Source organism: Pseudoalteromonas sp. CF6-2, assembly GCF_021729425.1.
Lineage (GTDB): Bacteria > Pseudomonadota > Gammaproteobacteria > Enterobacterales > Alteromonadaceae > Pseudoalteromonas > Pseudoalteromonas arabiensis.
Window position 1 is genome coordinate 388,244 of the sequence record NZ_CP091442.1, and the last position, 26,699, is coordinate 414,942.

Genomic DNA, 26,699 nt, shown 5'->3' on the forward strand with positions numbered 1-26,699 from the left:
GGCAGTTTAAAAATAAAAAGGAAAACTACCATGTATTTAGAACACGTAAACCTTGTTGTTAGTAATGTTGATGCCATGCTGCACTTTTATAAAGTCGCATTCCCGCACTGGCGTGTGCGTAGTCAAGGTGACAGCACATGGTCTGGCAAACCACGCAAATGGCTGCACTTTGGTGATGATTACCAATACCTTGCACTGAGTGATAACGGTGAAGATGAAAATCGTGATTTAGCGGGTCATCAAGTTGGCCTTGCCCATTTTGCTTATGTGACAAACGACATTAACGCCGTCATTGAACGTCTTGTTTCAGCCGGTTATGAAATTGATAAACGGGGTCCAGAAAATCCATACCGAAAAAATGTTTACTTTATCGACCCCGCAGGTTTTGAAGTTGAGTTTGTAGAGTATTTCAGTGATATTCCAAGTGAAAGGAATAATGATCTTTGATGTTGCCGGGAAATTTATGTCGCGCGGTAGTTGTAGCTGCGGGTTGACCCCGCGTCATTGGTTACCTATTGCGCGATGTAAAATCGCGCCTACAATACCTCGCAACTTTTACTGCACCCTATTCATTTCTTTCCAACTGGCTTTTAGGCTATTGGCAAAGCTGATGAACTTTTCTTTCATGGTACGCTTTACTTTGATCTCCACTGAGCCTAGCCATACGTTACCTTCAATGGTAATGGTTGGGCCCTGACCTTTATTTAGAGCAACTGACTTGTTTTCTACGCTGCCAATAACGCTAAACAGTTTAGATACCACATTAACGTGTTCAGGCACGTAGATCTCGTCGTTACCTAAAATACAGTTTACGTAAATAGTGACATGCTGATGCTGGAAAATCGCTTCACTAAAGTCGAGCTCAATTGAACCTAGGCAGTTTGTGAGGTGAATTTCTTTTGGCACAAGCCACTGGCCGCTGCGTTCATTTGAACCAAGAATACTACGTAACTGTAAGTTTTCATTATCATTGCTATGACTGTAGTGAGGTTTAAATTGAGCATGTTTATGTGATTTGTAATCAGTATCAGCTTTTAGCGCTAAGTCAGCAACAAGCTCAACAAGTACTTCGTTGCTGGTGGCTGACATTGCTTGATCTAGTCGGCGTTCAAATGCCTCAGCTGAAATAACGGCATGACTGTAGTTATAAATGAGTTGATCGATGACTTCTTCTCTTACTTGATCGATTGGGCGATCTTCAAGTTTAACGGCCATGGTAGTTCCCTGTTGTAATTATAAAGTGATTGTTCTGTTATTGGATATGTAGCAAAGCTCAGGCCAAAGTTTATTTATATAAAAATCAATGTATTGTGTTTTTTGGCTTGTTAGTAACTTCGTTAAATTAACCATAGATTAATATTATCTGCAACTAATTGGTCATTTTTGCAACATTGTGAACTTATTACCGAGCAGCCTGTAAATTGTTACCGAGAAGAATATAACCATTATATGACTAAATCCATAAGGTGTTGATATATAAGGGTTAAATAGTTGGCATTAAAGTCGCATTAGTTAATTCGTCTTTAATCAAAAGGAGAAAGATTATGAATACATTCAACAAGTCTATGATTGCCGCGTTAGTTATTGGTGCTACTAGCATGTCAGCTCAGGCAAGCAGCTGGGAAAATGAAAGTAAAGATGCTTGGATTGATGGTAAGGCAGAAACTGTTCTTTTAATGAACACAAATCTAAACAACTTTGATATCAACACAGATGTAAAAAATGGCAAGGTTGTACTAACTGGTAAAGTGAAAAGTGAGCTTGATAAAGAATTAGCGGAAGAGCTAGTACTGAGCTTAGACGGCGTAACTGATGTTGAAAACAAGCTTACAGTTGTAAAAGACATGAAGACTAAGCACGCCAAAAAAGATATGGGCGACTCAGCTGAAAGTGACTTAACAGATGCAAAAATCAGCACTGTAATTACTACACGCTTCCTATTTAACTCAGAAGTAGGTGGTACTGATATCGATGTAGATACTGATAATGGTGTTGTAACCCTTAAAGGTACCGTTGAATCTGAAGCTGAAAAACAACTTGCAGTAAGCATTGCAGAAAATGCTGAAGATGTTCGCAAAGTAATCGATGAATTAACGATTGTTGCTGAATAATAAGTAATTAATGAAAGCCCAGCTTTGGCTGGGTTTTTATTTTATTTTCAAGGAGTGAATCATGGATTTAATTCGCATTATATTGTCAGTTTTAATTCCCCCATTAGGTGTATTTTTACAGGTAGGTTTAGGTGCACAATTCTGGATTAATATTCTTTTAACTCTATTAGGGTACATTCCAGGCTTGATTCATGCTGTGTATATTATTGCTAAACGATAATTGCACACAAGGATGATTTAGGAGCACAGCAAGGAAACGCTGTAGGAGTAACGGATTATAAACCGCAAGGAGTTACATAATGGAAAACGTAGCAAAGCACAATGGAAAGCAAGGAAGTAACAAGGCGTTATGGACAAGCGCACAATGGCAACGCTTTATGGAAAAGGTGAAAGGATAATTGCTAAGGAGCAGCAAATGGTAAGGAACCTAAAATGGATGAAGCTAGCGTAAGGAGGTGACTATATGGAACAAGTACAAACGCAATCAAAACAAGGAACGGATCAGCAAGGAGTTGCTTTATGGAATAAGCAGCAGTGGCAAGACTTTATGGATCATGCGAAAGCAGTTGCACCACAGGTAACAGGGAAGGCTGACGATAAAAACCCGATATTATCATCTTCAGGTGATATCGGGTTTTTAATCACATCAGCAATTTATCTTTATAATTTAAACTGATTAACAGTTCTATTTAGTGACACTGCTAATTCATTCAAATCACGGGCTTCATCAGCCAATTCATGAGCATGATCTGCTGTGCTATTCACTAAATGATTAATAGCCGCAAGGCTGTTATTGATATCTTCTGCCACCACTGTTTGTTGCTCCGTAGAGGTCGCAATTTGATGACTTTGATCTTGTACGTTTGTCACTGATTGTGCGATGTCTTGCAGTGCTGTCAGTACAATTTGTGTTTGTTCAACAGAGCCCTCAGCGCGTTCTTGCCCTTGTTGCATCATCGTGGATGCTTGTTGAGCACTCTGCTGTAACCTGCTGATCATATTACGAATATCATCTGTTGACTCTTGCGTACGGCTAGCTAATGAACGTACTTCGTCAGCAACCACTGCAAAACCTCGACCTTGCTCGCCTGCACGCGCTGCTTCAATGGCAGCATTAAGGGCCAGTAAATTAGTTTGTTCTGCAATAGAGTTGATTACATCGATGACGGCACCAATATTACCGCTTTCTTGCTCAAGACCAGCAACGACTTTAGACGCTTCACCAATGTGGCTTGCCAATGCGGTCATGACTGATTGAGCCTGTGTAGAACGGTTTGTGCCATCAACAGTAATGGTTTGTACTTGTTCAGCTGCATTATTGGTATTTTGTGCATTGCGCGAAATTTCGAGTACTGTTGAGGCCATTTCAGTGACAGCTGCACTAACACTGTCTACTTGTCGCTTTTCTTGTTGAATTTCATCATTGGTCTTTTGAGATACTGTTTTTAGCTGTGAAGCTGCTTGGCTTAACTGCTCCGCTTGTGCTGCAGTATTGAGCATCATTGCACGCAATTTATCAATAAAGGTGTTCATATGCAGGGCTAATTGGCCCACTTCATCGTGACTTTTTATATCAATTTTTTGTGTCAGGTCGCCATCTCCTGAGGCGATATCACGCATAATGTAAGTTAGTTTAGTCAGCGGTTTGGTGATCATTTGCGTAGCCCAAAAGATCATTGCAATGATAATCGTAAGAATAATGAACACTGATGTTGTGGTTGTCATTACCGCATCATTGACAGGCTCATCAATCATGCTGGTCGGAATTAAAATACCTACATACCAATCAAGATAAGGGGTTTCTAATTCAAGGCGATTGAAGACAACGTAATACTGCTCACCTTTAAAAGTGATGAAGCTACTACCGTCTTTTTTACTTTTCATAATGCGATTTAATTCGCTAAAGCCTGATGTATCGTTAAACTGTTTCTCTAGCGCTTCTAGGCCTTCTTTGCCATTTGGGCCTTCGTCGGTAATTGATAGTTTGTGACCTGTTCGTTTCGAAAGGTGCACAACTTTTTGGTTGCCATCAAGTAAAAAACCAAATCCTTGACCATTGAAACGAATATTTTCGACCATGTCGTTAATATTGTTGAGCTGTAAGTCGACACCACCAAAACCAATGAGTTTATTTTGTTTGTTATACACTGGTTGTTGTACAACCGCTGACGCATTGCCTGTGGTTAAGTCAACGGAAATAGGGCCGACATAGAGCTTATTTATTGCTAGAGCATCTTGCCACCAACCACGTTTATAAGCGTAATAAGGGTCACCGTTAAAGTGTGTAGTACGTTCATTTTCTTTAAAGTACTCACCGGTGGTTGCTGAGGCAAAAAAAGCAGATAGAATATTGTCATCATTACCACTAATGCGTACAAAGTCTTGATTGATGCTGTTGTACCCAGGTTGGTTATCAAGTGGTTGATCACGCTCAGTCCAATTTTCAAACCAATTCACTAAATGTGGGTTAGTAATAAAAGTTTCAACAACTTTACCATAGCGAGCAAAGTAACCTTGCATTGAAAGTCGCTCACTTTGTAGGTAACTGTCAGCTTCTCGCTGAATTGCTTGTCGTGATAAGTCAGCGATGTGACTAACAAAAAAGCTCGATGCGATGATAAGTAGTACACTGATCGTCCCACCGATAAGAAGTAATATTTTTTTACGTAAAGAGAGGTTGTTTAACATAGGTGCACGTGTTTTTATTATTAGCTAGAGTAATCTATCTAATCATATTTGCACCCAAATCGCTACAAGACAAAGTAAAGTTTGTTAATAAAATAATACATAATACAAGGGGATGTTACCAAGTGGTTGTTAATGATAATAAATTAGTGGTGCTAGGTGCTGGCTGGCTAGGTGAAGCACTTTGTCTTAAGGCAAATAAATTAGGTTGGCAGGTGCAAGGCACTGGAAGAGAGGTCAAGCATGACCACGACTTTCAACGCCAATTGATATTACAATCAGGTGGATTAAAGCACACTGTCTCTTTAAAAGACGCGTGGTGGGTATGTGCTATTCCACCTAAAAGCCGCGACACTCAAAGTGATTATCTAGCGACGCTTTCCGCCAGTCTAGAGTTAGCTAAATCGCTGCAATGCCGAGGCTTTATTTTATGTTCTTCAACGGGTGTATATAACAACGCTGATAATACATACACAGAGCAAAGTACTATTGAATGTTCGTCACCTCGCCAACAGCTGTTGTATGATGCTGAACAATGCGTGCTGCAAGCGGGTGGTAAAGTATTGCGGCTGGCGGGGTTAGTTGGGCCAAACCGCGAACCTGGGCGGTTTGTCGCAGGTAAGGAGCTTAAGAGTTCAAGTCAACAGCTCGTCAATATGGTGCATCGAGACGATGTTATTCATGCTATTTTCAAGTTGATCGAAGGTTGGCCTAATGCATCTGCAATCTATAATGTAGTCAACCCTGCTCATCCAACGAAAGTTGATTATTACCAACAAAAGTGTGCCGAGCAGGGTACCTCTGAGCCAAGTTTCACCAGCGATGAGGCCAAGATGCGAATCATTGATGGATCGGCTATTGAGTCTTTAGGTTTTCAATATCAGTGGTCAATTTAAGCGGTTATTTTTTAAAGGTTAAATGCCCTCCTAGCCTATACTTACTGCCGGGGGAGACTAAACGTGCAAAGCTTACGATCCCCTCAGAGCACCAAGTTCGACGAATAACCTGCAGGCAAGGCTCTTCATTGTAAAGGTTGAGCCACTGACACATTTCACTGTTTGGCATAATTGCTTCAACAGTGTGTCTTGCTTCTGTTAATGGGGCTGCACTTGAGAGATATTCGTGGGGAGTCAGGGTGTGAAAGTTCTGTTGCAAATAATCTTTAGCCAGCTTTGGATTGACGAAACGCTCTTCAACTTGTAGTGGTTGCTCATTTTCATTGTGGACAATAACACTTCGATACACATGGCTATCAACATCAACACTTAATGCTATGGCAATAGGTGCAATGGCTTGTATTGATTCCATTACTAAAACAGTACAGCTGTATTGGCCATTTCGAGCTTTTACTTCATCGGCAATATTTTTTATCTCAAGGAGAGAAGACTGTGACTTTAAACTGGCAACAAAGGTTCCAAGTCCTTGGCTACGAGTTAAAATACCAGCATCTGTCAGTTCACTTAATGCTCGTCTTGCAGTCATTCTACTTACTTTGAATTGATTCGTTAACTCATTCTCTGACGGTACTCGATCGTTTTCTTGCCATTGGCCGGAACGAATATTATCAACTATAAATTGCTTTATCTGTGCGAATTTAGTGATGCTCATTGAAGGCGGGTGTATAAAGTTAATAGTATGTTACAAGGTGGCATAATTATCTTGTATATACAAGGTGACTTGATAAACTTTACGTCTATTTTAGCTACCAGCTTGAGAGCAAAGCTAAGTCAGGGCACTGCAAAATTTAGTATAGGTGAAAAATGCACACAATGAACAATGATGAGTCACACTGGGATCTACTAATTACAGATGCCAATATTGCTACCATGAACCCTGCTATTGATGCACCCTATGGTGCTATCGAAAATGGCGCTATTGCTGTTAAAGATGGCAAGATTGCTTGGTTAGGGAAACAAGCTGAGCTACCAAAGTTTGATGCATTAGCTACCCCAACTGTGTCAGTGAAAGGGCAGTGGCTTACACCCGGTTTAATTGATTGTCATACTCACCTTGTTTTTGCTGGAAGCCGTGCCGAAGAGTTTGAACAACGACTGCAAGGTGTCAGTTATGAGCAGATAGCTGCAAATGGCGGGGGGATTGCAAGCACAGTTCGTGCTACGCGTGAAGCTGATCATGAAACATTATTTGTTGCAGCAAAAGAGCGTTTGAATGCGCTGTTTTCAGAAGGGGTGACAACGGTTGAAATTAAATCAGGCTATGGCCTTGATTGTGAGAACGAAATTAAACTTCTTGAAGTTGCGCGCTTATTAGGTGAAAACCATCCGGTTGATGTGAAAACGACCTTCTTAGGCGCCCATGCACTACCTTTAGAGTATAAAGGTCGTAGCGATGAGTATATCGATCTTGTCTGTGGTGAGATGTTAGAACGGGTCGTTCAGGCCAACTTAGCTGATGCGGTCGATGCATTTTGTGAGAATGTCGGGTTTAGCAATGAGCAAACACGGCGTGTATTTGAAGCCGCGAAGAAATATAACTTACCGGTTAAATTGCATGCTGAGCAGTTATCAAATCAGCATGGTGCAGAGCTTGTCGCTGAATTTAATGGCTTATCAGCCGATCATATTGAACATCTTGATGAGGCAGGCATTCAAGCTATGGCGAAAGCGGGTACTGCAGCAGTATTATTACCGGGTGCTTTTTACTTCTTAAGAGAAACAAAATATCCGCCAATAGAGCTGTTACAGCAGTACCAAGTGCCCATTGCTATTTCTACTGACTTTAACCCAGGTACCTCGCCATTGTGCTCTTTGCATTTGATGATGAATATGGCATGTACTATTTTTCGTATGACCCCAGAGCAAGCGTTAGCTGGGGTGACACGAAACGCCGCAGGTGCATTGGGTCTTGATGATCGTGGCGTCTTAAAAGTGGGTGCTCGTGCTGATATTGCCCATTGGCAAATATCTCATCCTGCACAATTAAGTTATCAGTTTGGTGTAAATAAACTGTCAAATCTGTGGATTTTGGGTAGACTAAATTAGATAGAACTTTTACACAGTTTGGATTACATGTCATTGATTGCTAGTTTAACAAGTGCCAGTACAAGTCTTCTCTTTGTGAGTGGAGATGTCATTGCTGTGTTTTTGGCAGGTGCACTGTTTATGGCTATGGTATGTGCGCTGTGTGTGACTCAAAATCCTATTTTACGACTCAGCCTAGTAGTCAATGGTATGCTTGGCCTTGCTATCCTGAGTTTAAGTGAGCCTTGGCTGATTTTGCTTTTGGCGATCAGTTTTTGCTTCCATCTTTGGCAAGCATTCAGAACCACTAATTGGCTAGCCATTATTATAAGTGTCACAGCAGCATTGTGTTTTGCGGTGTTGTTTTCTGCCCATTTATTATTGGATGTTGCTTTTTATTGGCTCGTATCTGCGGTAATAATGCTGACTGTGTCGGGCTTTTTCAACTACGAAGAAGCCAACGAAGAGGAAGAAGTTCCTTCTTTATTAACTCACCATAATGAAATAGATAAAACGCCTTTAAGTGACTTGCCTGATCGCAAAGCGCTGCAAGATGGCTTTTTACACTTTCGACAGCAACACCCGAATAATTGCGCTTTAGTGGTGATACGTTTAGAAGGCTTTGAAAGTGTAAATCAGCATATAGGTCGTGATTTTGGAGACTTGTTGCTTGCACAATCAGCCAGCCGTATAAAACATCAGTTAGAATCAGATTCTGTGCTTAGTGTCGCGGCTCCTTCGGGACTTCATGAGAAGCTTGCTCATTTAGGTGGATTAAATTTTGCGTTTATTTGTTCACTTGAAGAGCAACAACATCATCATGAGCAATTAATTAATAAAATTAGACAAGTAACCTTAAAGCCATTTAATGTGGCAAATTGCACCATTGAAGTGAAAGTCAGAGCCAGCTATGTTGGTTGTGATAATCCAGAACATAGTTTTGATAATTTGCTCTCGTTTGCCAACCTTGCGCTTGATGCCAACCCAAATAAGGAAATTGTGCCTTATCATGCAAATATGATGGTTGAACAGCTTGAACAACAAGCACGACTGCGCGAGCTGTCTAACCTTGATTTTGCCAGTGAATTAGAGCTGTATTTTCAACCGATTATACGTAATAGTGATGAGCGCATAGAGTTTTTAGAGTTACTATTGCGATGGCAGCACCCAAAGCAAGGTATTTTGGCTGCTAATAAGTTCATTGATGATATACGTGTTGCAGGGCTTGGTTATCCTGTCGCTGCGTATGTAATAGAGCGAGCTGCAGAGCTTGCGATGGCGCTGAGAATGGAAGGGATTGAGCTTCCTTTAAGTATTAATGTGTTTGGCCCCGAAATGCTCAATGAAGAGTTTATTGAATTTGTTGATCGTATTTTCAGTGAACACCGCTTAGAGATTGGTGACTTGATCATTGAATGCCCACTTGATTTGTTTATGAATCTTGATGACCAAGGCAAAGCGATGATAGCCAGATTAAATAGTATTGGTATCAAATTATGTGTAGATGGGTTTGGTGATACTCCTATTTTACTTTCAAAACTGCCAAACTTAAATGTCGAGTACATAAAAGTAGCTCCGTCGCTCACCGCTGACTTTGCTCATCAAAGCCAAGTGCGTAGCTTAGTGTCTGGTATGGTTGATATGCACAACCAAAACAATGCAAAAGTAATATGTGAAGGAGTAGAAACTCAAGAGCATCTTAAGTTTGTTAAGTCGCTTAATGCCTATGCGGCTCAAGGATATTATTTTAGTTATCCATTGAGTAGTGTAGGGATGATGTCTTGGTTAAAACAGTGGCGCTTAGAGCATCAATGATTATAGCTGTGGGTTTACCCCACGTTGCTTATTACGTGATATAAATTGCGCGATATAAAATCGCGCCTACAATCTTAACCTCGAACTAACCTGCTTCCCTGGCTTGTAAGTAAGCGTTCACAAGGGCGGTGATGATTTGGCCAGCATCGTTCATTCCTGCTTCTAAACCAACCGGATGTTGTGAGGGCGCACCTTCGCATAAGTGCAAGTAATGCGCATTGCTGTTGCTTGCTGCTACATGTACAAAGTGTTCTGCATCAGCGACACTAAACCCGCAGTTTGTATAAGCACTCACAGGCATGAGTGAAATACTGTCGAGATCGACTTCAACTCCTAATGGCGCTTTACTTAAACGCGCTGTTGCTTGTTTGCATGCAGTTGATAGGTCAATAGTACGGCGTACTTGAATATCTTGATAACTATTAAAGGTGAAGTGAGCGTTTTTAAGTGCATCAAGAATCGCTTGATTATTTTTAAACTCATGCAAGCCAATGACGTGATAATCAGCGAGATGATTTTCTTCAAAGGCATACCTAAAGCCATTGCCGCTGTGACGACCTTCGCATGCTCTAAAATCTGCATGAGGGTCAAGGTTTATAGCATGAACTGGTTTATTATACTGTTTACTTAAGGCTCGCAAAATTCCTAAGCAATTGTTGTGTCCACCGCCAATAACGATAGGTTCTAAACCAGCAGCGAAAATCATCGCAAGCACGTGCTCAACGCGGGTATCTATTTGTGCACAAAGCTGGCGTAGCTTAGCCAAATCGTCATCGTTTTTATTATCAAGGTGTGTGGCTTGTTGGTGTAAATCATCAAGCGCCACTTCGCCTAGCAATAATACACGCTCGTGATTTAAAAACTGGTTATGTGACTGGTTAAGAAATCGCTTTAAAAAGGCAGGCCATGCTTGGTGTGAGCCACCATTACCTAAATTTGCTCGTGGGCCAATATCTTCACATACCCCAACTAATACATAGCGAATACCGAAATGTTTCGCATCAATTAAAGCTTGTTGGGCATTAACATGGGTATCCAATAAAGACAGTGCTTGCCATGCTTTTTGTTCATTTAAGCGGCGTGTACATAAATGTTCTACAGCCGCTCGTTCATAAATTTTAAGGTAATCAGTCACCGAGTTTAGTCTTCTTCTATTACTTCTAACTCTAATTCTTCGGCAGATAAAAGAATGCCAGTGCTATCTGCATAGATAAAGTCGTCATCAAAAAACGACACTCCTGCAAAGTTAACACCAATGCCATCTTCGCCGGCACCTTCGCTGTCAGCTGCAACGGGAATCGAAGCAATCGCTTGAACGCCTAAGTCGAGTTCTTCTAACTCATCAACATGACGTATTGCACCGTAAACGATGATGCCTTGCCAATTATTTTCCAATGCAATTTCAGCCAGCTCAATATCGATTAATGCACGGCGAGTGGAACCGCCACCATCAACGAGTAGAACGCTATCAGTTCCATCTGTTGATAAAATCTCGCGGATCAGCTCATTGTTTTCAAAGCATTTAACAGTTTTTACTCGACCACTAAAGCTTGGGCGTCCACCAAAATTAATAAACATTGGTTCGAGCACATCAACCACATCTGCAAAGTGGTCGCATAAATCCGAAGTGCTGTAATCCATTTTTTCATCCTCTAAAGAGACTGTCTGTTTAGTATTCAGTATACCTTGATACAACTCAATAACAACGACTTAATGTGGGTTTATTGGTTTAAATCAAAGGATTTTGTACACCGCAACATTAGTGTCTCAAAAGCGTCACCTAATTGTTATTTTTAACGCCTAAGCTGAGATGAGTATAAAAATTAGGCGCAAAGTATGACAAGGAGCTCACCATGGCAAACAACATACTTACAAGGTTAGCAAAGGTTGATGAGCAGCTGTTTTTGAGTGTCTTCAATGACGCTTCTCCAAACTGGGTGAAAAAGTCAGCAATCGGTTTATCAAAGACGGGAGATGGCGGGTTATATGTGGTGTTGCTCATTGGTCTTTGGTGGTTTACAGAGCAATTACACTTTCAGCAACTTGCACAGTGCCTATTGCTGGGCTTCGCGATAGAACGGCCTATCTATTTCTTAGCAAAAAAGCGGATTGCAAGGGTGCGTCCATGTGATTGCTTAGTTCAAGGTGCTTATTTGATCCCGAGTGACCAGTTTAGTTTACCGTCAGGGCATAGTGCAGGGGCATTTGTCGTGGCCACAATATTGGCTATTTATTTTCCTGAGCTTTCATTTGTCTGTTTTATGTGGGCATCAGGTGTCGCCATATCAAGAGTGATAATTGGGGTGCATTATCCTGCCGATGTATTAATAGGGGCGGCGATGGGGTCGTGTTGTGCAATGTTAGCTGTAATGGTGGTGGAATATCTATGAGAATTTTATATGGTATCCAAGGGACGGGAAATGGTCATATTACACGTGCTCGTGTCATGGCAACGACCTTTAGTGCATTGGATGTTGAGGTAGACTATGTGTTTTCTGGTCGAACTGAGCTTGATTACTTTGATATGGACGATTTTGCCGACTACAGAACATTTCGGGGTTTATCGTTTAATAGTAAATCAGGGCAGGTTGATAGTATAAAAACCCTAAAGAATGCACGCCCTTTACAGCTATTAAAAGATATTAAAAACTTAGACTTACGCCACTATGATTTAGTGTTCAATGACTTTGAGCCTATTACAGCGTGGGCGGCAAGGCAGCAAGGTGTACCTGTAGTGGGTATGAGCCATCAAGCTGCATTTTTATCAGATAAAGTGCCTATGTTTGGTCGGGCTTTCTTGCGGCGTGCACTTATACGTAATTATGCACCAGCGAATGTTTATCTAGGTGTGCACTGGCAACCTTACGCTGAGAATATTATTCCACCATTTATTGCAAATCATCACCATGACAACCCTGTAATGGTCGAAAACAAAGTACTTGTATATTTACCATTTGAAAACCTAGACAGTGTTGTTGATTATTTGAAGGATTTCCCTGAACGTGAGTTCTATTGCTATCACCCCAATGCCAAGGATAGCTCGGTGGGGAATATTCATTTGCGTGCGCCATCAAGAGTTGGCTTTTTAAATGATTTAGCCAATGCGGGGGGCGTTATCGGTAATGCAGGGTTTGAGCTTGCCAGTGAAGCGTTACAATTAGGCAAAAAGCTACTCTTAAAGCCGCTTGGCAAACAATTTGAGCAAGGGATTAATGCACAAACGTTATTAGCGATGGGGGCTGCTCATGTAATGAGCTATTTGAATCCAAATGCAATGGATGATTGGCTTCAATCCCCCCAAAATAAAAAACTGAATTTTCCGAGTGATCCGGCCCCATTAGTCGACTGGTTGCAGAAAAAACAATGGCAACAGCTAGATAAGTTGCATCATCATTTATGGCAACAGGTTGATCTGGGACAAAAAATCATTGTCTAAGCGTTTCTTATAGCGGAAAATGCATGCAAAATTTAGCTGCTTTCAATAATTTAGCTATACTCTAAAATGCATATTTCGATGGGGCACTTTGAATGAATGTATTACAAAACTTAACTATAAAGCGTCGTTTACAGTTAAACGCGCTAGTTGTTGGTCTTGCAATGGTTGTGATGCTGTGTGTAATTATCTTTGAGTCGCGCATGATGCTCAAGCTCAATGAAACGATTCAAAATGCTGAAGAGCTCGATATTCATGAGCTTTCAATGCGTAAGCATGAGAAAAACTTTCTATTTTACAAAGATGTAGATAGCCTTGAGTTATTCGAAAAAGAATATGATGGCCTAAAAAACAAAATGGCCCGCCTTGATGAATTACTTGTTGATTTATCAATGGATGTAAGCAAGCTAAATGAATTCAGAGGGCTTGCGAAAGCCTACTATGAAGATTTTCAAGCAGTTGTTGTACTGCAAAAGAAAATCGGTCTACACCCCAAAGATGCGCTTTATGGTGACTTAAGAGGGGCTGTTCATCAGGTCGAGACTTTACTAAGTGAGCGCGAGAACTATCGTTTGTTAACGCTCATGTTACAGTTGCGCCGTGCAGAAAAAGATTTTATGTTGCGCTTTGACTTAAAATATTTAAGTAAGTTTGATGACCTAGTTGAAACATTCAAAACAGAGATCAGAAACTCACGATTCGATGCCAGTTATGAAAGTCAGTTACTGAGCTTACTAACCACCTATCAAACGAAATTTAAAGCATTAGTCGATGCACAGGTGGCACTTGGCCTTGATTTAGAGTCAGGCGCATTAGGTGAAATGAAAGCCAGTGTTGAGAAAAGTGATGCGATTGTGTCTGAACTTACTAATGACACCAAAGCGTTTGTGGAATCAAGCGCAGCGCAAGCGCAGTTTATTGCCGTTATGGTATTCATTATTGCCAGTATCGTGGTTATGGCGTTGGTTTATTTTACCAGCCGTTCTATTATTCAGCCAATTGAGCGTGTTTACCACACGATTAATGAGATTCGCCGCAGCAATGACTTAAGTATGGCGATTGCTCAGTCAGGTAAAGACGAAATTACCACTATGTCTATGGACTTTAATAGCTTGATTGGTGATTTTAAAAAGCTAATTTACGAGGTGAACACTGCACTTGGAACGCTTAATGTCGCTACTGAGCACTTATCAGAAACAACTGCTGCAACGAGTTCAGGCATGCAAGAGCAGTTACACGAAGCAGATATGGTTGCCACAGCAGCAACAGAAATGCAGGCAACGATTCAAGATATTTCTCATAACACTGAAGCGGCCGCTAAAAAAGCAGAGTCAACTAACTTAAGTGCTCAGCAAGGTCGCTCGGAAGTTGAATCAACCGTGGTGCAAATTAACCACCTGTCTGAGTCATTGGGTAATGCGTCTAATGTTGTGTCTCAACTTGAAAAAGATGCCGAAACGATTGGCTCGGTACTTGATGTAATTCGGGGTATTGCAGAGCAAACCAACTTACTTGCTCTGAATGCGGCAATTGAAGCTGCTCGCGCAGGTGAGCAAGGGCGTGGCTTTGCTGTGGTTGCTGACGAAGTACGTTCACTGGCACAGCGCACGCAAGATTCAACTCAAGAGATTGAGAGTATTATCTCCACTCTACAAGGGCGTACTCAAGAAGTGGTGAGTATTATGCAAGAATGTCGAGCTCAAGGTGGTGAGAGTGCAGATCAAGCCAGCAAAGCCGGTGAGTTACTGCGTTCGATTACCGAAGATGTGCAAACCATCATGGAAATGAGTACACACATTGCAACGGCTATTGATGAGCAAAGCCAAGTAGCCTCTGAGGTTAACAAAAATGTGGTTCGCATTCGTGATATAGCTCAAGAAGCGTCAGGCCATGCGGCAACCAATGCGCAAACCAGCGAAGAAGTGTCTGAGCAAGCGCGTGTGCTTTATCAAGCAATTGATAAGTTTAAAGTTTAATACATTTTTTGTAGGTAAAAGAACAGCGCGTTGACTAGTCGTCATCGCGCTTTTTGATTTTTGATAGCCTCTAAGGCACAAACTTAATAGGCACGCTGTCTTTGTTAGCTTCGTGCTCTGTGACTCGCGTTTGGTATTGCTGCCAAAGTTCATCATGATTGGCTTGTAAGTCTGCTAAGTAATGCCAGCTGTATAAACCGCTGTTATGATTATCACTAAATACTAAGCGCAGAGCATAATGGCCAACCGGCTCAATCTTACTAATCGCTACTTGCTGTTTATCAAGCACCAGTTTCATAGGTTCGTTGCCATTGCCTTGTACTTCTGCTGAAGGCGAGTGAACACGCAAAAATTCAGCATTAAATCGCGCAATAGAGTCATCGTCAAAATGAACATCTAAGACTTTACTTACAGTGTGGTAATGAACTTTAGTGACTTCTTTCATGTCAGCCTCGATAGACGATTTATAAACTAAAAAGCCTCCAGTTGGAGGCTTTTGATTATAACGCTAATTTGTTGATTAAAGAATGAAGCGACTTAAGTCTTCATCTTCAACAAGTGCACCTAAGTGCTGTTCAACATAGCTTGCATCGATTGTCAGTTTTGAGCCTGCTTTTTCAGATGCATCAAATGAAATTTCTTCCATTAGTTTTTCCATCACAGTGTGCAGACGACGAGCACCAATGTTTTCGGTTTTCTCGTTAACTTGCCACGCAGCTTTAGCAATACGCTCAATTGCGTCATCAGTAAACTCAACATCAACTTGTTCTGTTTTTAACAGTTCACGTTGCTGCTCAGTGAGTGATGCATGAGGTTCGGTTAGAATGCGTTTGAAGTCATCTGCTGATAGTGCTTCAAGTTCAACACGAATAGGTAAGCGGCCTTGAAGTTCAGGGATCATATCTGATGGTTTAGACATCTGGAATGCGCCTGAGGCAATAAATAACATGTGGTCGGTTTTCACCATGCCGTGCTTAGTGCTAACTGTTGAGCCTTCGATAAGTGGTAGTAAGTCGCGTTGTACACCTTCACGACTTACATCAGGGCCAGATGCTTCACCACGTTTACAGATTTTATCAATCTCATCGATAAACACGATACCGTTTTGTTCAACTGCGAAAATAGCCTGCTCTTTTAACTCTTCAGGGTTAACCAGTTTTGCTGCTTCTTCTTCAACTAGTAGCTTAAATGCTTCTTTAATTTTTAGCTTACGCTTGCTGCGCTTGTCGCCACCCATATTTTGGAACATGCTCTGTAGCTGGTTGGTCATTTCTTCCATACCAGGCGGTGCCATAATCTCAACATTAGGCTGTGCTTGTGCAACATCGATATCAATTTCTTTATCGTCTAGCTGACCTTCACGTAATTTTTTACGGAAAGATTGACGAGTAGAAGAGTTCTCTTCTGTTTTTGACTCACCAAATGTATCGCGTGCTGGTGGCAATAAAGCATCTAAAATACGCTCTTCTGCCGCTTCTTCAGCGCGATATTTGAATTTCTTAGTTTGTTGTTCACGTGTCATTTTAATCGAAATATCAACTAAATCACGGATGATCGTCTCAACTTCTTTACCAACATAGCCCACTTCGGTGAACTTAGTTGCTTCCACTTTAATGAAAGGGGCATTAGCAAGTTTTGCAAGGCGGCGAGCAATTTCAGTTTTACCCACACCTGTAGGACCAATCATTAAAATGTTTTTTGGTGTTACTTCGGTACGTAAATCATCGCTCAGTTGCATACGGCGCCAGCGGTTACGTAGCGCGATTGAAACTGCTTTTTTAGCTTTTGCTTGGCCAATAATATGTTGATCAAGCTCGTGAACGATTTCTCTTGGCGTCATCTCAGACATAGCAGTTCCTATTACAATTCTTCAATGGTTTGATAGTTATTCGTAAATACGCAGATATTGCCAGCAATTGTCAGGCTTTTTTCGACAATTTCACGAGCACTTAAATCGGTATTTTCCAGTAGTGCAGTGGCTGCTGATTGTGCGAAGTTACCACCGCTACCAATAGCAATAAGGTCATTTTCAGGCTGCACAACATCGCCATTACCCGTGATAATTAATGAGGCGGTTTTATCTGCGACTGCAAGCAGAGCTTCAAGCTTTCTAAGGGCGCGATCACTGCGCCAGTCTTTAGCCATCTCAACGGCAGCCTTAGTGAGGTTACCTTGATGCATTTCTAATTTACTTTCAAAACGTTCGAATAGAGTGAAGGCATCAGCAGTACCGCCAGCAAATCCAGCGATTACTTTGCCATTATAAAGGCGTCGAACTTTACGGGCGTTGCCCTTCATTACGGTATTACCAAGTGAAACTTGGCCATCGCCACCAATAACGACCTTGTCGTCGCGGCGTACACTTACAATAGTGGTCATGTTTTTCCTCATCTTCGAGCGGCAGAGCCGCTCGTAAAAAGCGATTGATGAGGTGTTTATATGGGTGAATGAACTAAAATCAAGTCCAAAGCCAAATACCGCAGCCCATTATTTTGATGCGTTTCAGTTTATTTTTGTCACTTTCTGCTTGGCGTTTGGTTTTATAGGGCCCCAAGCGCACTTTGTACCATACGCCATTACTTCCTTCGACGCGCTTAGCTTCTGCAACAAGGCCTGCAAATGCTATTTTTGCTTTTAGGGTTTGTGCTTGTTCTAGTGTTCTAAACGAGCCACATTGCATAACGTATGGGCCTTTTTGTTCAAGCTCTTTTACTTCAACTTGAACTTCATGCTCTTTTATTTCTTTTATAAACTCAGGCGGTTTAGGTTTTGGAATCACCTTTTCTTCCGCTTTAGTCGGATTGGCTTGCTGCTCAACAAGTGCAGGATCAGCATTGTGCTTTATGTACCACAAACCATAGCCAAAGCAGCCCACAAGAATAATAGCAAGGAGCACTAATGCAACTGGAAAAGGTTTTTTTGCGGGTGCCTGCTTTTTATTATTTCGATTCGATGGTTTTTTATTTATGTAATCGTGTTGTGCCATGATTCTCTATTGGCCTTTAAATCATATCTATAGGATCAACGTCTAAGCTCCACCGCACCTTTTGCGCAAGTTTACTGGTACTAATATAGTCAACCATTTGCGCTAAATACTGGTGTAAGTGGGAACGCTCCTGCGCTTGAATATGTAATTGGAACCGATACTTACCCGCCACACGTTCCAGTGGCGCGGGGATCGGGCCGAGCAATTGTATACCAGATACACTCTGTACAGGAACCAAATCAGTTAAAAAATCCATAACTTGATTTATGTTATGTCCTTCAGCACGCACAATCGCCATATTCGTAATGGGGGGAAGCAGGGCATCTTCTCGCTCAGTCAAGGCGTAACGCGCAAAGTCTTGGTAGCCATTATTAACAAGGTCTTGCAGTAGCGGGTGCTCAGGAAAGTGCGTCTGCAATAACACGTGCCCAGGCTCACCACTACGTCCAGCACGGCCTGCTACTTGTGTTACAAGTTGCGCTAAATGCTCAGTGGCACGAAAATCACATGAATAGAGGCCACTATCGACATCTAAAATCAGTACTAAACTAACATCGGCAAAATGGTGGCCTTTTGCCAACATTTGCGTGCCAACTAAAATACGAGCGCCGCCTTGGTTGATGTCATCGAGGGCTTTTTCTAGGCTACCTTTACGGCGTGTTGAATCACGGTCGATACGGCTAATAGGAATATCGGGAAAGGTTTGCGTTAAAAACTCTTCGATTTGCTCAGTGCCTTTACCGTTTGGAAAGATCTGCGTACTGCCACAATCAGGGCACTGATGAGGCACGGTATGTTGTTCACCACAGTGGTGACAAATCATTTGGCCAATGGCTTTATGAAATGTTGCGCTGGTACTACAACGTGAGCACTCACTTAGCCAGCCGCATTCATGGCATATAAGCGTAGGTGAAAAACCACGGCGATTTAAAAATACCATAACTTGCTTGCCACGCTCTAAATGTTGGCGCATATAAGCAAGACTGGCATGAGCGATGCCAGCTTGCTCAGGTTGTCCTTTCATGTCCAATAGTTGAAACTGATTATCGGTGCTGGTTTGTGCTCGCTGTGTTAAACTAAGTAGCTGATATTTATTAGTAATCGCCTTATGCAAGGTTTCTAATGCAGGTGTCGCGCTGCCGAGTATCAATGGAATATTATGTTGGAAGGCTCTGTAAGCGGCAAGATCTCGCGCATGGTAGCGTAGTGTATCTTGCTGTTTAAATGAGCTGTCATGCTCTTCATCAACAATGATCATGCCTAGTGATGAAAAAGGTAAAAATATACTCGAACGTGTGCCGATAACTATCGCACAACTGCCTTTTTCACAAAAGCGCCATGTTTGTAGGCGCTCGTTATCAGTGAGTGCCGAATGCCATAGCATAATGGGCGTATCAGGAAAGCGACGACGAAAACGATTGACGGTTTGTGGGGTTAGACCTATTTCAGGAACCAAAACCAAAGCTTGTTGGCCTTTTTTTAATATTTCTTCAAGGCATTGTAAGTAAACTTCCGTTTTGCCGCTGCCAGTCACCCCTTCGAGTAGAAAGCTTGCAAACCCATGGGCTTGGTTAATGGTAGTACAAGCGACAGCTTGTTCTTTATTGAGAGCCGGTTTTTTACTCACTGTTGGTGCGTGTTGCTGCCATTGATTGTCATGCTCAATAAATTGTTTGATTAGCGCTTTCTCTAGCAGGCTATCAATTGTTTTTTTATTAAAACCGAGCGCTTTTAATTCGGTTAACGATGACTTACCCGACTGCGCAAGTTGCTTTAATAAGTTGAGTTGCGTTTTCGCCCGTAAAGAGGGGAGCTTTGCCCCTTTTTCAGTTAACTCAACCATATTAATGCTGGTTTTGTCAGGGCATTCACCTTGTCTTAAAGCAGCGGGCAGTGCAGTATGTATGGTCTCACCTAAAGGATAGCAGTAGTAGCGAGCTGTAAACTTTAATAGCTCTAAATGACGTTTGGATAAAATCGGGGCTTCGTCAATCACCTCTATGATGGCTTTTATCTTCTCTTTAGGGATGTCAGTACTTGTTTTCGTGGCAAGTATGACCGCTACTTTTTTTTGTGGGCCGAATGGCACAAGAACACGCATGCCCGGCTGCAATTCAATGTTATGCAACAGCGGTTCAACTTTATAATCGAAGGTACGCGGTAAAGGGACTTTTATGGCAACTTCTACAAAGTGCATGGTGGCTCAACGAAAACAAGAACAGACAGATAATGTACTAAAAATAGTCGTAAAAACCTACCAACAAATGCTAGGTCAAGCGCCGTCTGTTTATTTTTTTAGCGAAAGATGCATTTAAAGCTTGTCGCAGAGCGTATTGGCCTATAAAATACGCGGCCTATTAATTGTATTAACGACGTATGGTGCCAGACTACGGGTTTGGAGAGCGATGCGGCCTTAACTAGAGGTTCCCTATGAAAGAAGGTATTCACCCTAAGTACGAAGCTATCACTGCAACTTGTTCATGTGGTAACAAATTCGAAACTAGCTCTACTTTATGTAAAGACATCCACTTAGACGTATGTTCTGAGTGTCACCCGTTTTACACTGGTAAGCAAAAGATTTTAGACACTGGCGGCCGTGTTGATCGTTTCAACAAGCGCTTCGGTGCACTTAGCAGCAAGAAGTAATGTCTGCTGTTTAGTTAAAAAAAGCACCTTAGGGTGCTTTTTTTATACCTGAAATTAACAAAGCATGATGTTAGACGCTATGCCGAACCTGCTGTTTTCACTCACTTCCCATATAACTATTTTTGCTTGTTATGCTCATTATGTCGCTAATTTTGCAGACAAAGTGCAATCCCTTCGCTATATTCTGAGATGTATAAATGATTCCAAAAGTTACAAAAAGTAATAAATTTAAATAACTTTGTAAGTAAATGCAGGCAATGTCGTCGAAATGGTCATTTGGAACTAATTTCGGTTATTTGCAGTGTTCGTGCATATAAAATACAAAAACAGGTGCTTAAAAGGTCATAAATAGGTGAATTTTTATGTCTGATTAATCGCAACTATGCACAGAAGTTGTGGGTAAATCCTTTTAAATTAAGCGATATAGCATATAACAGGATAGACCTGATAATACTTGGAATTTTTATACATTACAGGTATCGTACTGATGCAAGCTCTCTCACTTTTTAACTTTTTTGCAGGATACTATCGCGTTATGTCAGATTTCCGTGAACAAGCATTACATTACCACGCTCACCCCGTTCCAGGTAAAATTAGTGTTGAACTAACCAAGCCGGCCGAAACGGTTAACGATCTCGCTTTAGCTTATAGCCCAGGTGTGGCTGAACCAGTTCGTGAAATCGCTGCTGATCCAGCAAATGCCTACAAATATACTGGTAAAGGTAACATGGTTGCGGTGATTTCAAACGGTACCGCAATTTTAGGTTTGGGTAACTTAGGCCCTCTTGCATCAAAACCTGTCATGGAAGGTAAAGCATTACTATTCAAACGTTTTGCTGGCCTTGATTCAATCGATATTGAAGTAAAACATCGCACTACAGAAGATTTCATCAATACGGTTGCAAACATCGCTGATACGTTTGGCGGCATCAACCTAGAAGATATTAAAGCACCAGAATGTTTTGAAATTGAAAAAGCGCTTATCGAGCGCTGCGATATTCCAGTTTTCCACGATGACCAACATGGTACAGCTATTGTTACTGCTGCCGGTATGCTTAATGCCCTTGAAGTACAAGGTAAGGATATCGAAGATGCCATTATCGTATGTTTAGGAGCTGGTGCGGCAGCTGTTGCTTGTATGGAGCTGTTAATTAAGTGTGGTGCATTACGTGAGCATATCTATATGCTTGACCGTAAAGGTGTGATCCATACTCGCCGCGATGATTTAAACGAATATAAGCAGTTGTTTGCTAACAACACTGATAAACGTACATTACAAGACGTTATTGCTGATGCGGATGTATTTGTAGGTGTATCTGGGCCAGATTTATTGACGGCGGATGACTTAAAGCTAATGGCAGACAAGCCAGTGGTGTTTGCGTGTTCAAACCCAGATCCTGAGATTGCCCCAGAAGTTGCACACAGTGCGCGCAATGATTTAATTATGGCAACGGGTCGTTCAGATTTTCCTAACCAAGTAAATAACGTGCTTTGTTTCCCGTTTATTTTCCGCGGTGCGCTTGATGTGCGTGCAACGGCAATTAATGATGAAATGAAAATTGCAGCTGTGCATGCTATTCGTGGTATTGCCAAAGAGCCAGTACCAAGCGAAGTATTAACAGCGGCTGGCGTTGAATCACTTGAGTTTGGTGCCGAGTACATCATTCCGAAGCCAATGGACCCGCGTTTATTACCACGTATCGCGCGTGCTGTTGCAGAAGCGGCGGTTGAGTCGGGCGTTGCGCAAATCGAAATGCCAGAAGATTACATGCGTTAAATTTATTTACGCTAATAAAAAACTCAGCCTTAGCTGAGTTTTTTTATACCTGTGAATCGGCGTCTATCCGATGGCTCATTCAGAATCAAGTACAGGGATATCTAATCCCATTTCAAGCATGATCTTTTTCACTTCTTCAGGGACTTTTTCTGGGTTGTCTTTGCGTAAGTCGTCATCATTTGGTAATGGCTGACCTGTAAAAGCATGTAGAAAAGCTTCGCATAGAAGCTCACTATTTGTCGCATGTCGTAGGTTGTTGATCTGACGACGAGTGCGTTCATCTGTTAATACTTTTAGTACATTTAGCGGAATTGATACGGTAATCTTTTTAACTTGTTCTGATTTTTTACCGTGTTCTGCGTATGGGTGAATGTATTCACCGTTCCATTTAGCCATAAGTAATTTCGTTGCCTCGGTTATAAGTAGTTCACGCCTTTTTCACAGCGCAAAGATGCGGAAATTTTATCTCTTTAAAAAAGATAGTCAAATACTAGTTATTTAGCCATCTAGTCGTGTAAATGTATAAACTTCTTTATGTCAGCCACAAATGCTTTGACTTCTCATAATTGATCATCTAACCTTTTAGACGTCTAAACATCCAATTAATGAGTAGGTGATGAAATGAGTGAAAAAAATAAAGCGACGATAGCTGTTCGTCATGGTATCGAAGCTGACAAACATCATGGTGCTGTCGTTCCACCTATCTATTTATCAACCACCTATTCATTTGCTGATTTTGATACTAAACGTCAGTATGACTACGGACGCAGTGGTAATCCGAATCGTGATATTTTGGCTGAAACACTGGCTGAACTTGAAGGCGGTGCAAAAGGCATTATTACAGCAACGGGTATGTCTGCGGTGCATTTAGCAACACAGCTTTTAAATAGTGACGACACTTTAGTGATCCCGCATGACTGCTATGGTGGCAGTTACCGTTTATTCACATCATTAGAAAAGCGCGGGTTATTGAAGCTAAAAGTGTTAGATTTAACCAACAGTGAAAATCATCAAGAAATTTTAGCAATCAAACCAAAGCTTATCTGGATAGAGACACCCAGTAATCCAATTTTGCGTTTAACTGATATTAAAGCGATCACCTCAATTGCTAAGCAATGTGGAGCTTTAGTTGCTGCCGATAATACGTTCTTATCACCAGCACTCCAAAATCCAATTCAGTTTGGTGTAGATATCGTCGTACATTCAACGACTAAGTATATAAATGGTCACTCAGATGTAGTAGGTGGTGCAGTGATTGCCGCAACACAAGAGCTTGGTGATGAACTAGCTTGGTGGGCAAATAACATTGGTATTACCGGTGCACCATTCGATAGTTATTTAACCCTTCGTGGTTTGCGAACATTAAATGTGCGTCTAAAACAACACCAAGAGAATGCGTTTGCAATCGCTCAGTATTTAGAAAATTCGCCTTTTGTTAGTCAGGTTTATTACCCTGGTCTTGCTTCTCATCCTCAGCATGAGCTCGCTAAAGCGCAGCAACGTGGCTTTGGTGGTATGGTTAGCTTTGATATTAAAGGTGATATTAATGACGCTGCTGCGTTTTTAACAAGCTTAAAAGAGTTTAGCCTTGCAGAGTCATTGGGTGGGGTTGAGAGCCTTATTTGCCATCCTGCGACAATGACTCATGCTGGCATGGATCCTAAAGCACGCCTTGAGGCAGGTGTGGGCGATACACTCATTCGTATTTCTGTCGGTATTGAAGATATTAACGACTTAATTGCTGATCTGGAACGTGTTTTCAATCAAGTTAAACCAGGCGAAGGCTTACAAGCGGGCCAACCTAAAGCCGCTCAAGTACAGCCAACTAATCAGCAAAATACATCGTTTAAGTTAACGCCTGCACATACGGCATTGTGGTAGAAGAAATGGTTAATATTGTTCATAAATTTGGTGGCTCAAGCCTAAGCTCAGCCGAGCGGTATCAAGCAGTTGCGAACATTGTGTTGGCAAACACTGAGCTAGGCGATTGTGTTGTTGTATCAGCCTCTGGGAAAACGACAGACACACTTGTAAAGCTCTGGCAGAGCTATCAACAAAATGATAATCAAGCTGTGAGTGATATTTTATTGCTTATTGATAATAATCAGCGTGCACTAATCGAGCAGCTATTAGTGTCGCAGAGTAAGCAACATGCATTAGCTAAACTAAAAGATGAATTAGCATCACTGACAGCGTTAATTGCCCAGCAACAACTACATGAAGCACCTTTACTTGCTCATGGTGAGGTTTGGTCTGCTCGGTTACTTGCAGCCTATTTAAATCAACTCGGTTTAGAATCTAAAGATGTTGATGCAAGACAGCTCTTTACTTTGCATGATGGCCAATTGTTGCATCAAAAAAATCAGCAAAGTTGCAGTGAGTTAATCAACCATAACCAGATCAATGTTGTGACGGGGTTTATTGCCGCTGATTGCCAAGGCAATACCGTAACCCTAGGGCGCAATGGCAGTGACTATAGTGCCACACTACTGGCTAGTTATACCTTTGCAAAGCAAGTTTCAATTTGGACTGATACACAAGGTGTATTTAGTACAGATCCTCGCAAAGTTAAAAATGCTGTTAAGTATAACAAGGTATGCCGTGAACAAGCGAATTTGTTAGCCCGTTTAGGTAACCCTGTATTGCATGCTAAGACATTGTCGCCGCTAAAAGGTAGCGACATTAAACTCGTTGTAAGAAGCAGCTTTGACTGTGAGGCAAGCCCAACAGAGGTTGTAAAAGAGGGGTACAGTAAAGCTAAACGTTTTATTACGACCCTTGATAACATTGACTTGCTTCGTATTGATAAATTAAGTAGTGGCGAAGTGGGTGAATTGAGCCAGTTGATTCAGCATAGCCTGCATCACTTTGTAAAAGCCGGCGATACCTATCTGTTAGTGCCAGGCTCGTGTACACATCAAGTTGTAAGTTACCTTGCAGGGCGTGCCAATATTGTTGAGTCTAATTTAAGTGGTTGCGCGGTGGTAGCGCCAAGTAGTGATATTAGCTCACTCGCAGAGCAAACAACGGCGTTATTAAAAGAGCAAAGTATCAACACACGCTTTGTACAGCAAGATGAAAACTACGTATTAGTTTTAAAAGACCAAGCGATTGATAGTGACGTGCTGACCTTACTACACGACAAGTTAATTAATAAAGGCCAAGAGTTGGCTGTGATTGTTGCTGGGCTGGGTAATGTTGGGGAGGTGTTTCTTTCACAACTACAAGCGCAGCTAAAACGCCTTTCAGAACACTATGAAGTGAAAGTGGTCGCTTTACTTCGCTCCAAGCAAATGCTGTTTAGTGCTAGTGGTTTAAACACTGAGATGTGGCAAGAACAGTGGCAAAATGAAGCACAAAACTACGAAAAAGAAGAGCTATTAACACGTATTAGTGAACTCGATTATGAGCACAAAGTGATCGTAGATATCACAGCTAGTGAAGCGTTTAGCCTTTTATACCCTGATTTTGTTGAGCTAAACTGCCACCTGATCAGTGCTAATAAATATGCTGGTACGGCAGCTAATAGTTGGTATCAAAACTTACGCAGTAATTTAGCTGAGCGTAATTTATTATGGCGTTATAACACCAGTGTTGGTGCAGGTTTGCCTATCAACTTTGCACTCGCTGATCTGCAAAACAGTGGCGATAAAATTAACCGTATTGAAGGGGTTTTTTCCGGTACTCTGTCGTGGTTATGCAGCAGTTATGATGGCAGCGTGCCGTTTTCTGATTTAGTACTAAAAGCACAGCAAATGGGTTACACAGAGCCTGATCCTCGTGAAGATTTGTCGGGTCGAGATATGCAACGTAAGCTGCTTATTTTAGCACGTGATCTTGGTCTTGATTTAGAGCTTGATGATATTGCTTTAACACCATTAATGCCTGAAGAGTTGGCCGCGGGTAGTTGGCAAGATTTCTTAGCAAATAAGCATTTACTTGATGAATTTATGACGATAAAAGCTGAGCAAGCACAAGTCGAAAATAAGCTTGTTCGCTATACCGGCGCGATTACCATTACTCATGGCAACGTGAAAGCTGAAGTTGGTCTAGTTAATGTAGCAAAAGACGATGTGCTGGCAAGCCTTAAGCCAGGTGACAATATCTTTGTTATTAACTCACAGTGGTACACTGAGAACGCTTTGGTAATACAAGGCCCAGGTGCAGGAAAAGAAGTCACTGCGGCAGGGGTTCATTCTGATTTGTACTGGTTGGTGAACAACCTAAAATAAATCTTGTTTATCGTGTAATAAAAAACCGCCAAATGAAGTGACCCCCAATAGTTGGAC

25 protein-coding genes are annotated in these 26,699 nt (G+C 41.6%); 14 read left to right on the forward strand and 11 right to left on the reverse strand.

Annotated elements, in window-relative coordinates; translation table 11 throughout:
- The first annotated feature begins 30 nt into the window (after positions 1-30).
- Positions 31-447: a VOC family protein gene (locus L3Q70_RS01865; protein WP_062567276.1), complete on the forward strand. Its 417-nt coding sequence runs from the start codon at positions 31-33 to the stop codon at positions 445-447.
- 108 nt (positions 448-555) lie between these two features.
- Here the strand turns inward: L3Q70_RS01865 and L3Q70_RS01870 are convergent, their stop codons facing one another.
- Complete coding sequence (locus L3Q70_RS01870) at positions 556-1,215, reverse strand: LiaF domain-containing protein (protein ID WP_237114766.1); 660 nt, start codon at positions 1,213-1,215, stop codon at positions 556-558.
- A gap of 329 nt (positions 1,216-1,544) precedes the next feature.
- Between L3Q70_RS01870 and L3Q70_RS01875 the strand changes: the two genes are divergently transcribed.
- The 3 genes from L3Q70_RS01875 to L3Q70_RS01885 all read left to right on the forward strand — a co-directional run bounded on the left by L3Q70_RS01875 (position 1,545) and on the right by L3Q70_RS01885 (position 2,787).
- Positions 1,545-2,111 carry a BON domain-containing protein gene (locus tag L3Q70_RS01875; RefSeq protein ID WP_062567278.1) on the forward strand — a complete coding sequence of 189 codons (567 nt, stop codon included), beginning with the start codon at positions 1,545-1,547 and terminating at the stop codon, positions 2,109-2,111.
- Between the two features lie 61 nt (positions 2,112-2,172).
- Positions 2,173-2,331 carry a YqaE/Pmp3 family membrane protein gene (locus L3Q70_RS01880; protein WP_064971745.1) on the forward strand — a complete coding sequence of 53 codons (159 nt, stop codon included), beginning with the start codon at positions 2,173-2,175 and terminating at the stop codon, positions 2,329-2,331.
- 243 nt (positions 2,332-2,574) lie between these two features.
- Positions 2,575-2,787 carry a hypothetical protein gene (locus tag L3Q70_RS01885; RefSeq protein ID WP_062567279.1) on the forward strand — a complete coding sequence of 71 codons (213 nt, stop codon included), beginning with the start codon at positions 2,575-2,577 and terminating at the stop codon, positions 2,785-2,787.
- On the opposite strand, the gene L3Q70_RS01890 is transcribed toward L3Q70_RS01885, so the two are convergent.
- The gene (locus tag L3Q70_RS01890) at positions 2,772-4,799 is read right to left on the reverse strand and encodes a methyl-accepting chemotaxis protein (protein ID WP_062567280.1); all 2,028 of its coding nucleotides are present in this window, start codon (positions 4,797-4,799) and stop codon (positions 2,772-2,774) included. The genes L3Q70_RS01885 and L3Q70_RS01890 overlap by 16 nt on opposite strands.
- Positions 4,800-4,921: 122 nt before the next feature.
- Between L3Q70_RS01890 and L3Q70_RS01895 the strand changes: the two genes are divergently transcribed.
- Entirely contained in the window at positions 4,922-5,692 is a 771-nt protein-coding gene (locus tag L3Q70_RS01895) for an NADP-binding protein (protein WP_062567281.1), read from the forward strand.
- 4 nt (positions 5,693-5,696) lie between these two features.
- Here the strand turns inward: L3Q70_RS01895 and hutC are convergent, their stop codons facing one another.
- Complete coding sequence (gene hutC, locus L3Q70_RS01900) at positions 5,697-6,404, reverse strand: histidine utilization repressor (RefSeq protein WP_062567282.1); 708 nt, start codon at positions 6,402-6,404, stop codon at positions 5,697-5,699.
- Positions 6,405-6,556: 152 nt separating this feature from the next.
- Between hutC and hutI the strand changes: the two genes are divergently transcribed.
- Both hutI and L3Q70_RS01910 read left to right on the forward strand, forming a co-directional pair.
- Positions 6,557-7,798, forward strand: coding sequence for an imidazolonepropionase (gene hutI / locus L3Q70_RS01905; RefSeq protein WP_062567283.1), 1,242 nt, complete (start codon positions 6,557-6,559; stop codon positions 7,796-7,798).
- A 120-nt stretch (positions 7,799-7,918) separates the two neighbouring features.
- The gene (locus L3Q70_RS01910) at positions 7,919-9,592 is read left to right on the forward strand and encodes a GGDEF domain-containing phosphodiesterase (protein ID WP_193988914.1); all 1,674 of its coding nucleotides are present in this window, start codon (positions 7,919-7,921) and stop codon (positions 9,590-9,592) included.
- 85 nt (positions 9,593-9,677) lie between these two features.
- Here L3Q70_RS01910 and L3Q70_RS01915 read toward each other — a convergent pair whose 3' ends face one another.
- Positions 9,678-10,727 carry a formimidoylglutamase gene (locus L3Q70_RS01915; protein WP_237114767.1) on the reverse strand — a complete coding sequence of 350 codons (1,050 nt, stop codon included), beginning with the start codon at positions 10,725-10,727 and terminating at the stop codon, positions 9,678-9,680.
- 5 nt (positions 10,728-10,732) lie between these two features.
- Positions 10,733-11,233: a ribonuclease E activity regulator RraA gene (gene rraA / locus L3Q70_RS01920; protein WP_062567286.1), complete on the reverse strand. Its 501-nt coding sequence runs from the start codon at positions 11,231-11,233 to the stop codon at positions 10,733-10,735.
- A gap of 212 nt (positions 11,234-11,445) precedes the next feature.
- On the opposite strand from rraA, the gene L3Q70_RS01925 reads away from it, so the two are divergent.
- The 3 genes from L3Q70_RS01925 (at position 11,446) to L3Q70_RS01935 (ending at position 15,001) form a co-directional block, all read left to right on the forward strand.
- Positions 11,446-11,982: a phosphatase PAP2 family protein gene (locus L3Q70_RS01925; protein WP_062567287.1), complete on the forward strand. Its 537-nt coding sequence runs from the start codon at positions 11,446-11,448 to the stop codon at positions 11,980-11,982.
- Positions 11,979-13,028, forward strand: coding sequence for an MJ1255/VC2487 family glycosyltransferase (locus L3Q70_RS01930; RefSeq protein WP_062567288.1), 1,050 nt, complete (start codon positions 11,979-11,981; stop codon positions 13,026-13,028). Before L3Q70_RS01925 ends, L3Q70_RS01930 begins: the two co-directional genes overlap by 4 nt.
- 92 nt (positions 13,029-13,120) lie before the next feature.
- Complete coding sequence (locus tag L3Q70_RS01935; protein WP_062567289.1) at positions 13,121-15,001, forward strand: HAMP domain-containing methyl-accepting chemotaxis protein; 1,881 nt, start codon at positions 13,121-13,123, stop codon at positions 14,999-15,001.
- Positions 15,002-15,071: 70 nt separating this feature from the next.
- Here the strand turns inward: L3Q70_RS01935 and L3Q70_RS01940 are convergent, their stop codons facing one another.
- The 5 genes from L3Q70_RS01940 to priA form a co-directional block, all read right to left on the reverse strand.
- On the reverse strand, positions 15,072-15,446 hold the full coding sequence (locus L3Q70_RS01940) for a gamma-butyrobetaine hydroxylase-like domain-containing protein (RefSeq protein ID WP_237114768.1): 375 nt from the start codon (positions 15,444-15,446) through the stop codon (positions 15,072-15,074).
- 75 nt (positions 15,447-15,521) lie between these two features.
- Positions 15,522-16,850, reverse strand: a complete 1,329-nt coding sequence (hslU, locus tag L3Q70_RS01945) for an HslU--HslV peptidase ATPase subunit (protein ID WP_193988239.1) — start codon at positions 16,848-16,850, stop codon at positions 15,522-15,524.
- Positions 16,851-16,861: 11 nt separating this feature from the next.
- Positions 16,862-17,380 (reverse strand): ATP-dependent protease subunit HslV, encoded by a 519-nt coding sequence (gene hslV, locus L3Q70_RS01950; protein ID WP_062567292.1) that lies wholly within the window; start codon positions 17,378-17,380, stop codon positions 16,862-16,864.
- A 79-nt stretch (positions 17,381-17,459) separates the two neighbouring features.
- Positions 17,460-17,987 (reverse strand): SPOR domain-containing protein, encoded by a 528-nt coding sequence (locus L3Q70_RS01955; RefSeq protein WP_062567293.1) that lies wholly within the window; start codon positions 17,985-17,987, stop codon positions 17,460-17,462.
- Positions 17,988-18,003: 16 nt separating this feature from the next.
- Complete coding sequence (gene priA / locus L3Q70_RS01960) at positions 18,004-20,184, reverse strand: primosomal protein N' (RefSeq protein ID WP_237114769.1); 2,181 nt, start codon at positions 20,182-20,184, stop codon at positions 18,004-18,006.
- A 233-nt stretch (positions 20,185-20,417) separates the two neighbouring features.
- Here priA and rpmE point away from each other — a divergent pair, with 233 nt between their 5' ends.
- Together rpmE and L3Q70_RS01970 are read left to right on the forward strand one after the other, a co-directional pair.
- Complete coding sequence (gene rpmE / locus L3Q70_RS01965; protein WP_036973208.1) at positions 20,418-20,633, forward strand: 50S ribosomal protein L31; 216 nt, start codon at positions 20,418-20,420, stop codon at positions 20,631-20,633.
- 535 nt (positions 20,634-21,168) lie between these two features.
- Positions 21,169-22,410: a malic enzyme-like NAD(P)-binding protein gene (locus tag L3Q70_RS01970; protein WP_062567436.1), complete on the forward strand. Its 1,242-nt coding sequence runs from the start codon at positions 21,169-21,171 to the stop codon at positions 22,408-22,410.
- 75 nt (positions 22,411-22,485) lie between these two features.
- On the opposite strand, the gene metJ is transcribed toward L3Q70_RS01970, so the two are convergent.
- Positions 22,486-22,806, reverse strand: coding sequence for a met regulon transcriptional regulator MetJ (metJ, locus tag L3Q70_RS01975; RefSeq protein WP_062567295.1), 321 nt, complete (start codon positions 22,804-22,806; stop codon positions 22,486-22,488).
- A gap of 225 nt (positions 22,807-23,031) precedes the next feature.
- Here metJ and metB point away from each other — a divergent pair, with 225 nt between their 5' ends.
- Positions 23,032-24,291, forward strand: a complete 1,260-nt coding sequence (gene metB, locus L3Q70_RS01980) for a cystathionine gamma-synthase (RefSeq protein ID WP_062567296.1) — start codon at positions 23,032-23,034, stop codon at positions 24,289-24,291.
- Between the two features lie 5 nt (positions 24,292-24,296).
- Positions 24,297-26,642: a bifunctional aspartate kinase/homoserine dehydrogenase II gene (metL, locus tag L3Q70_RS01985; RefSeq protein WP_237114770.1), complete on the forward strand. Its 2,346-nt coding sequence runs from the start codon at positions 24,297-24,299 to the stop codon at positions 26,640-26,642.
- The last annotated feature ends 57 nt before the right edge of the window (positions 26,643-26,699 follow it).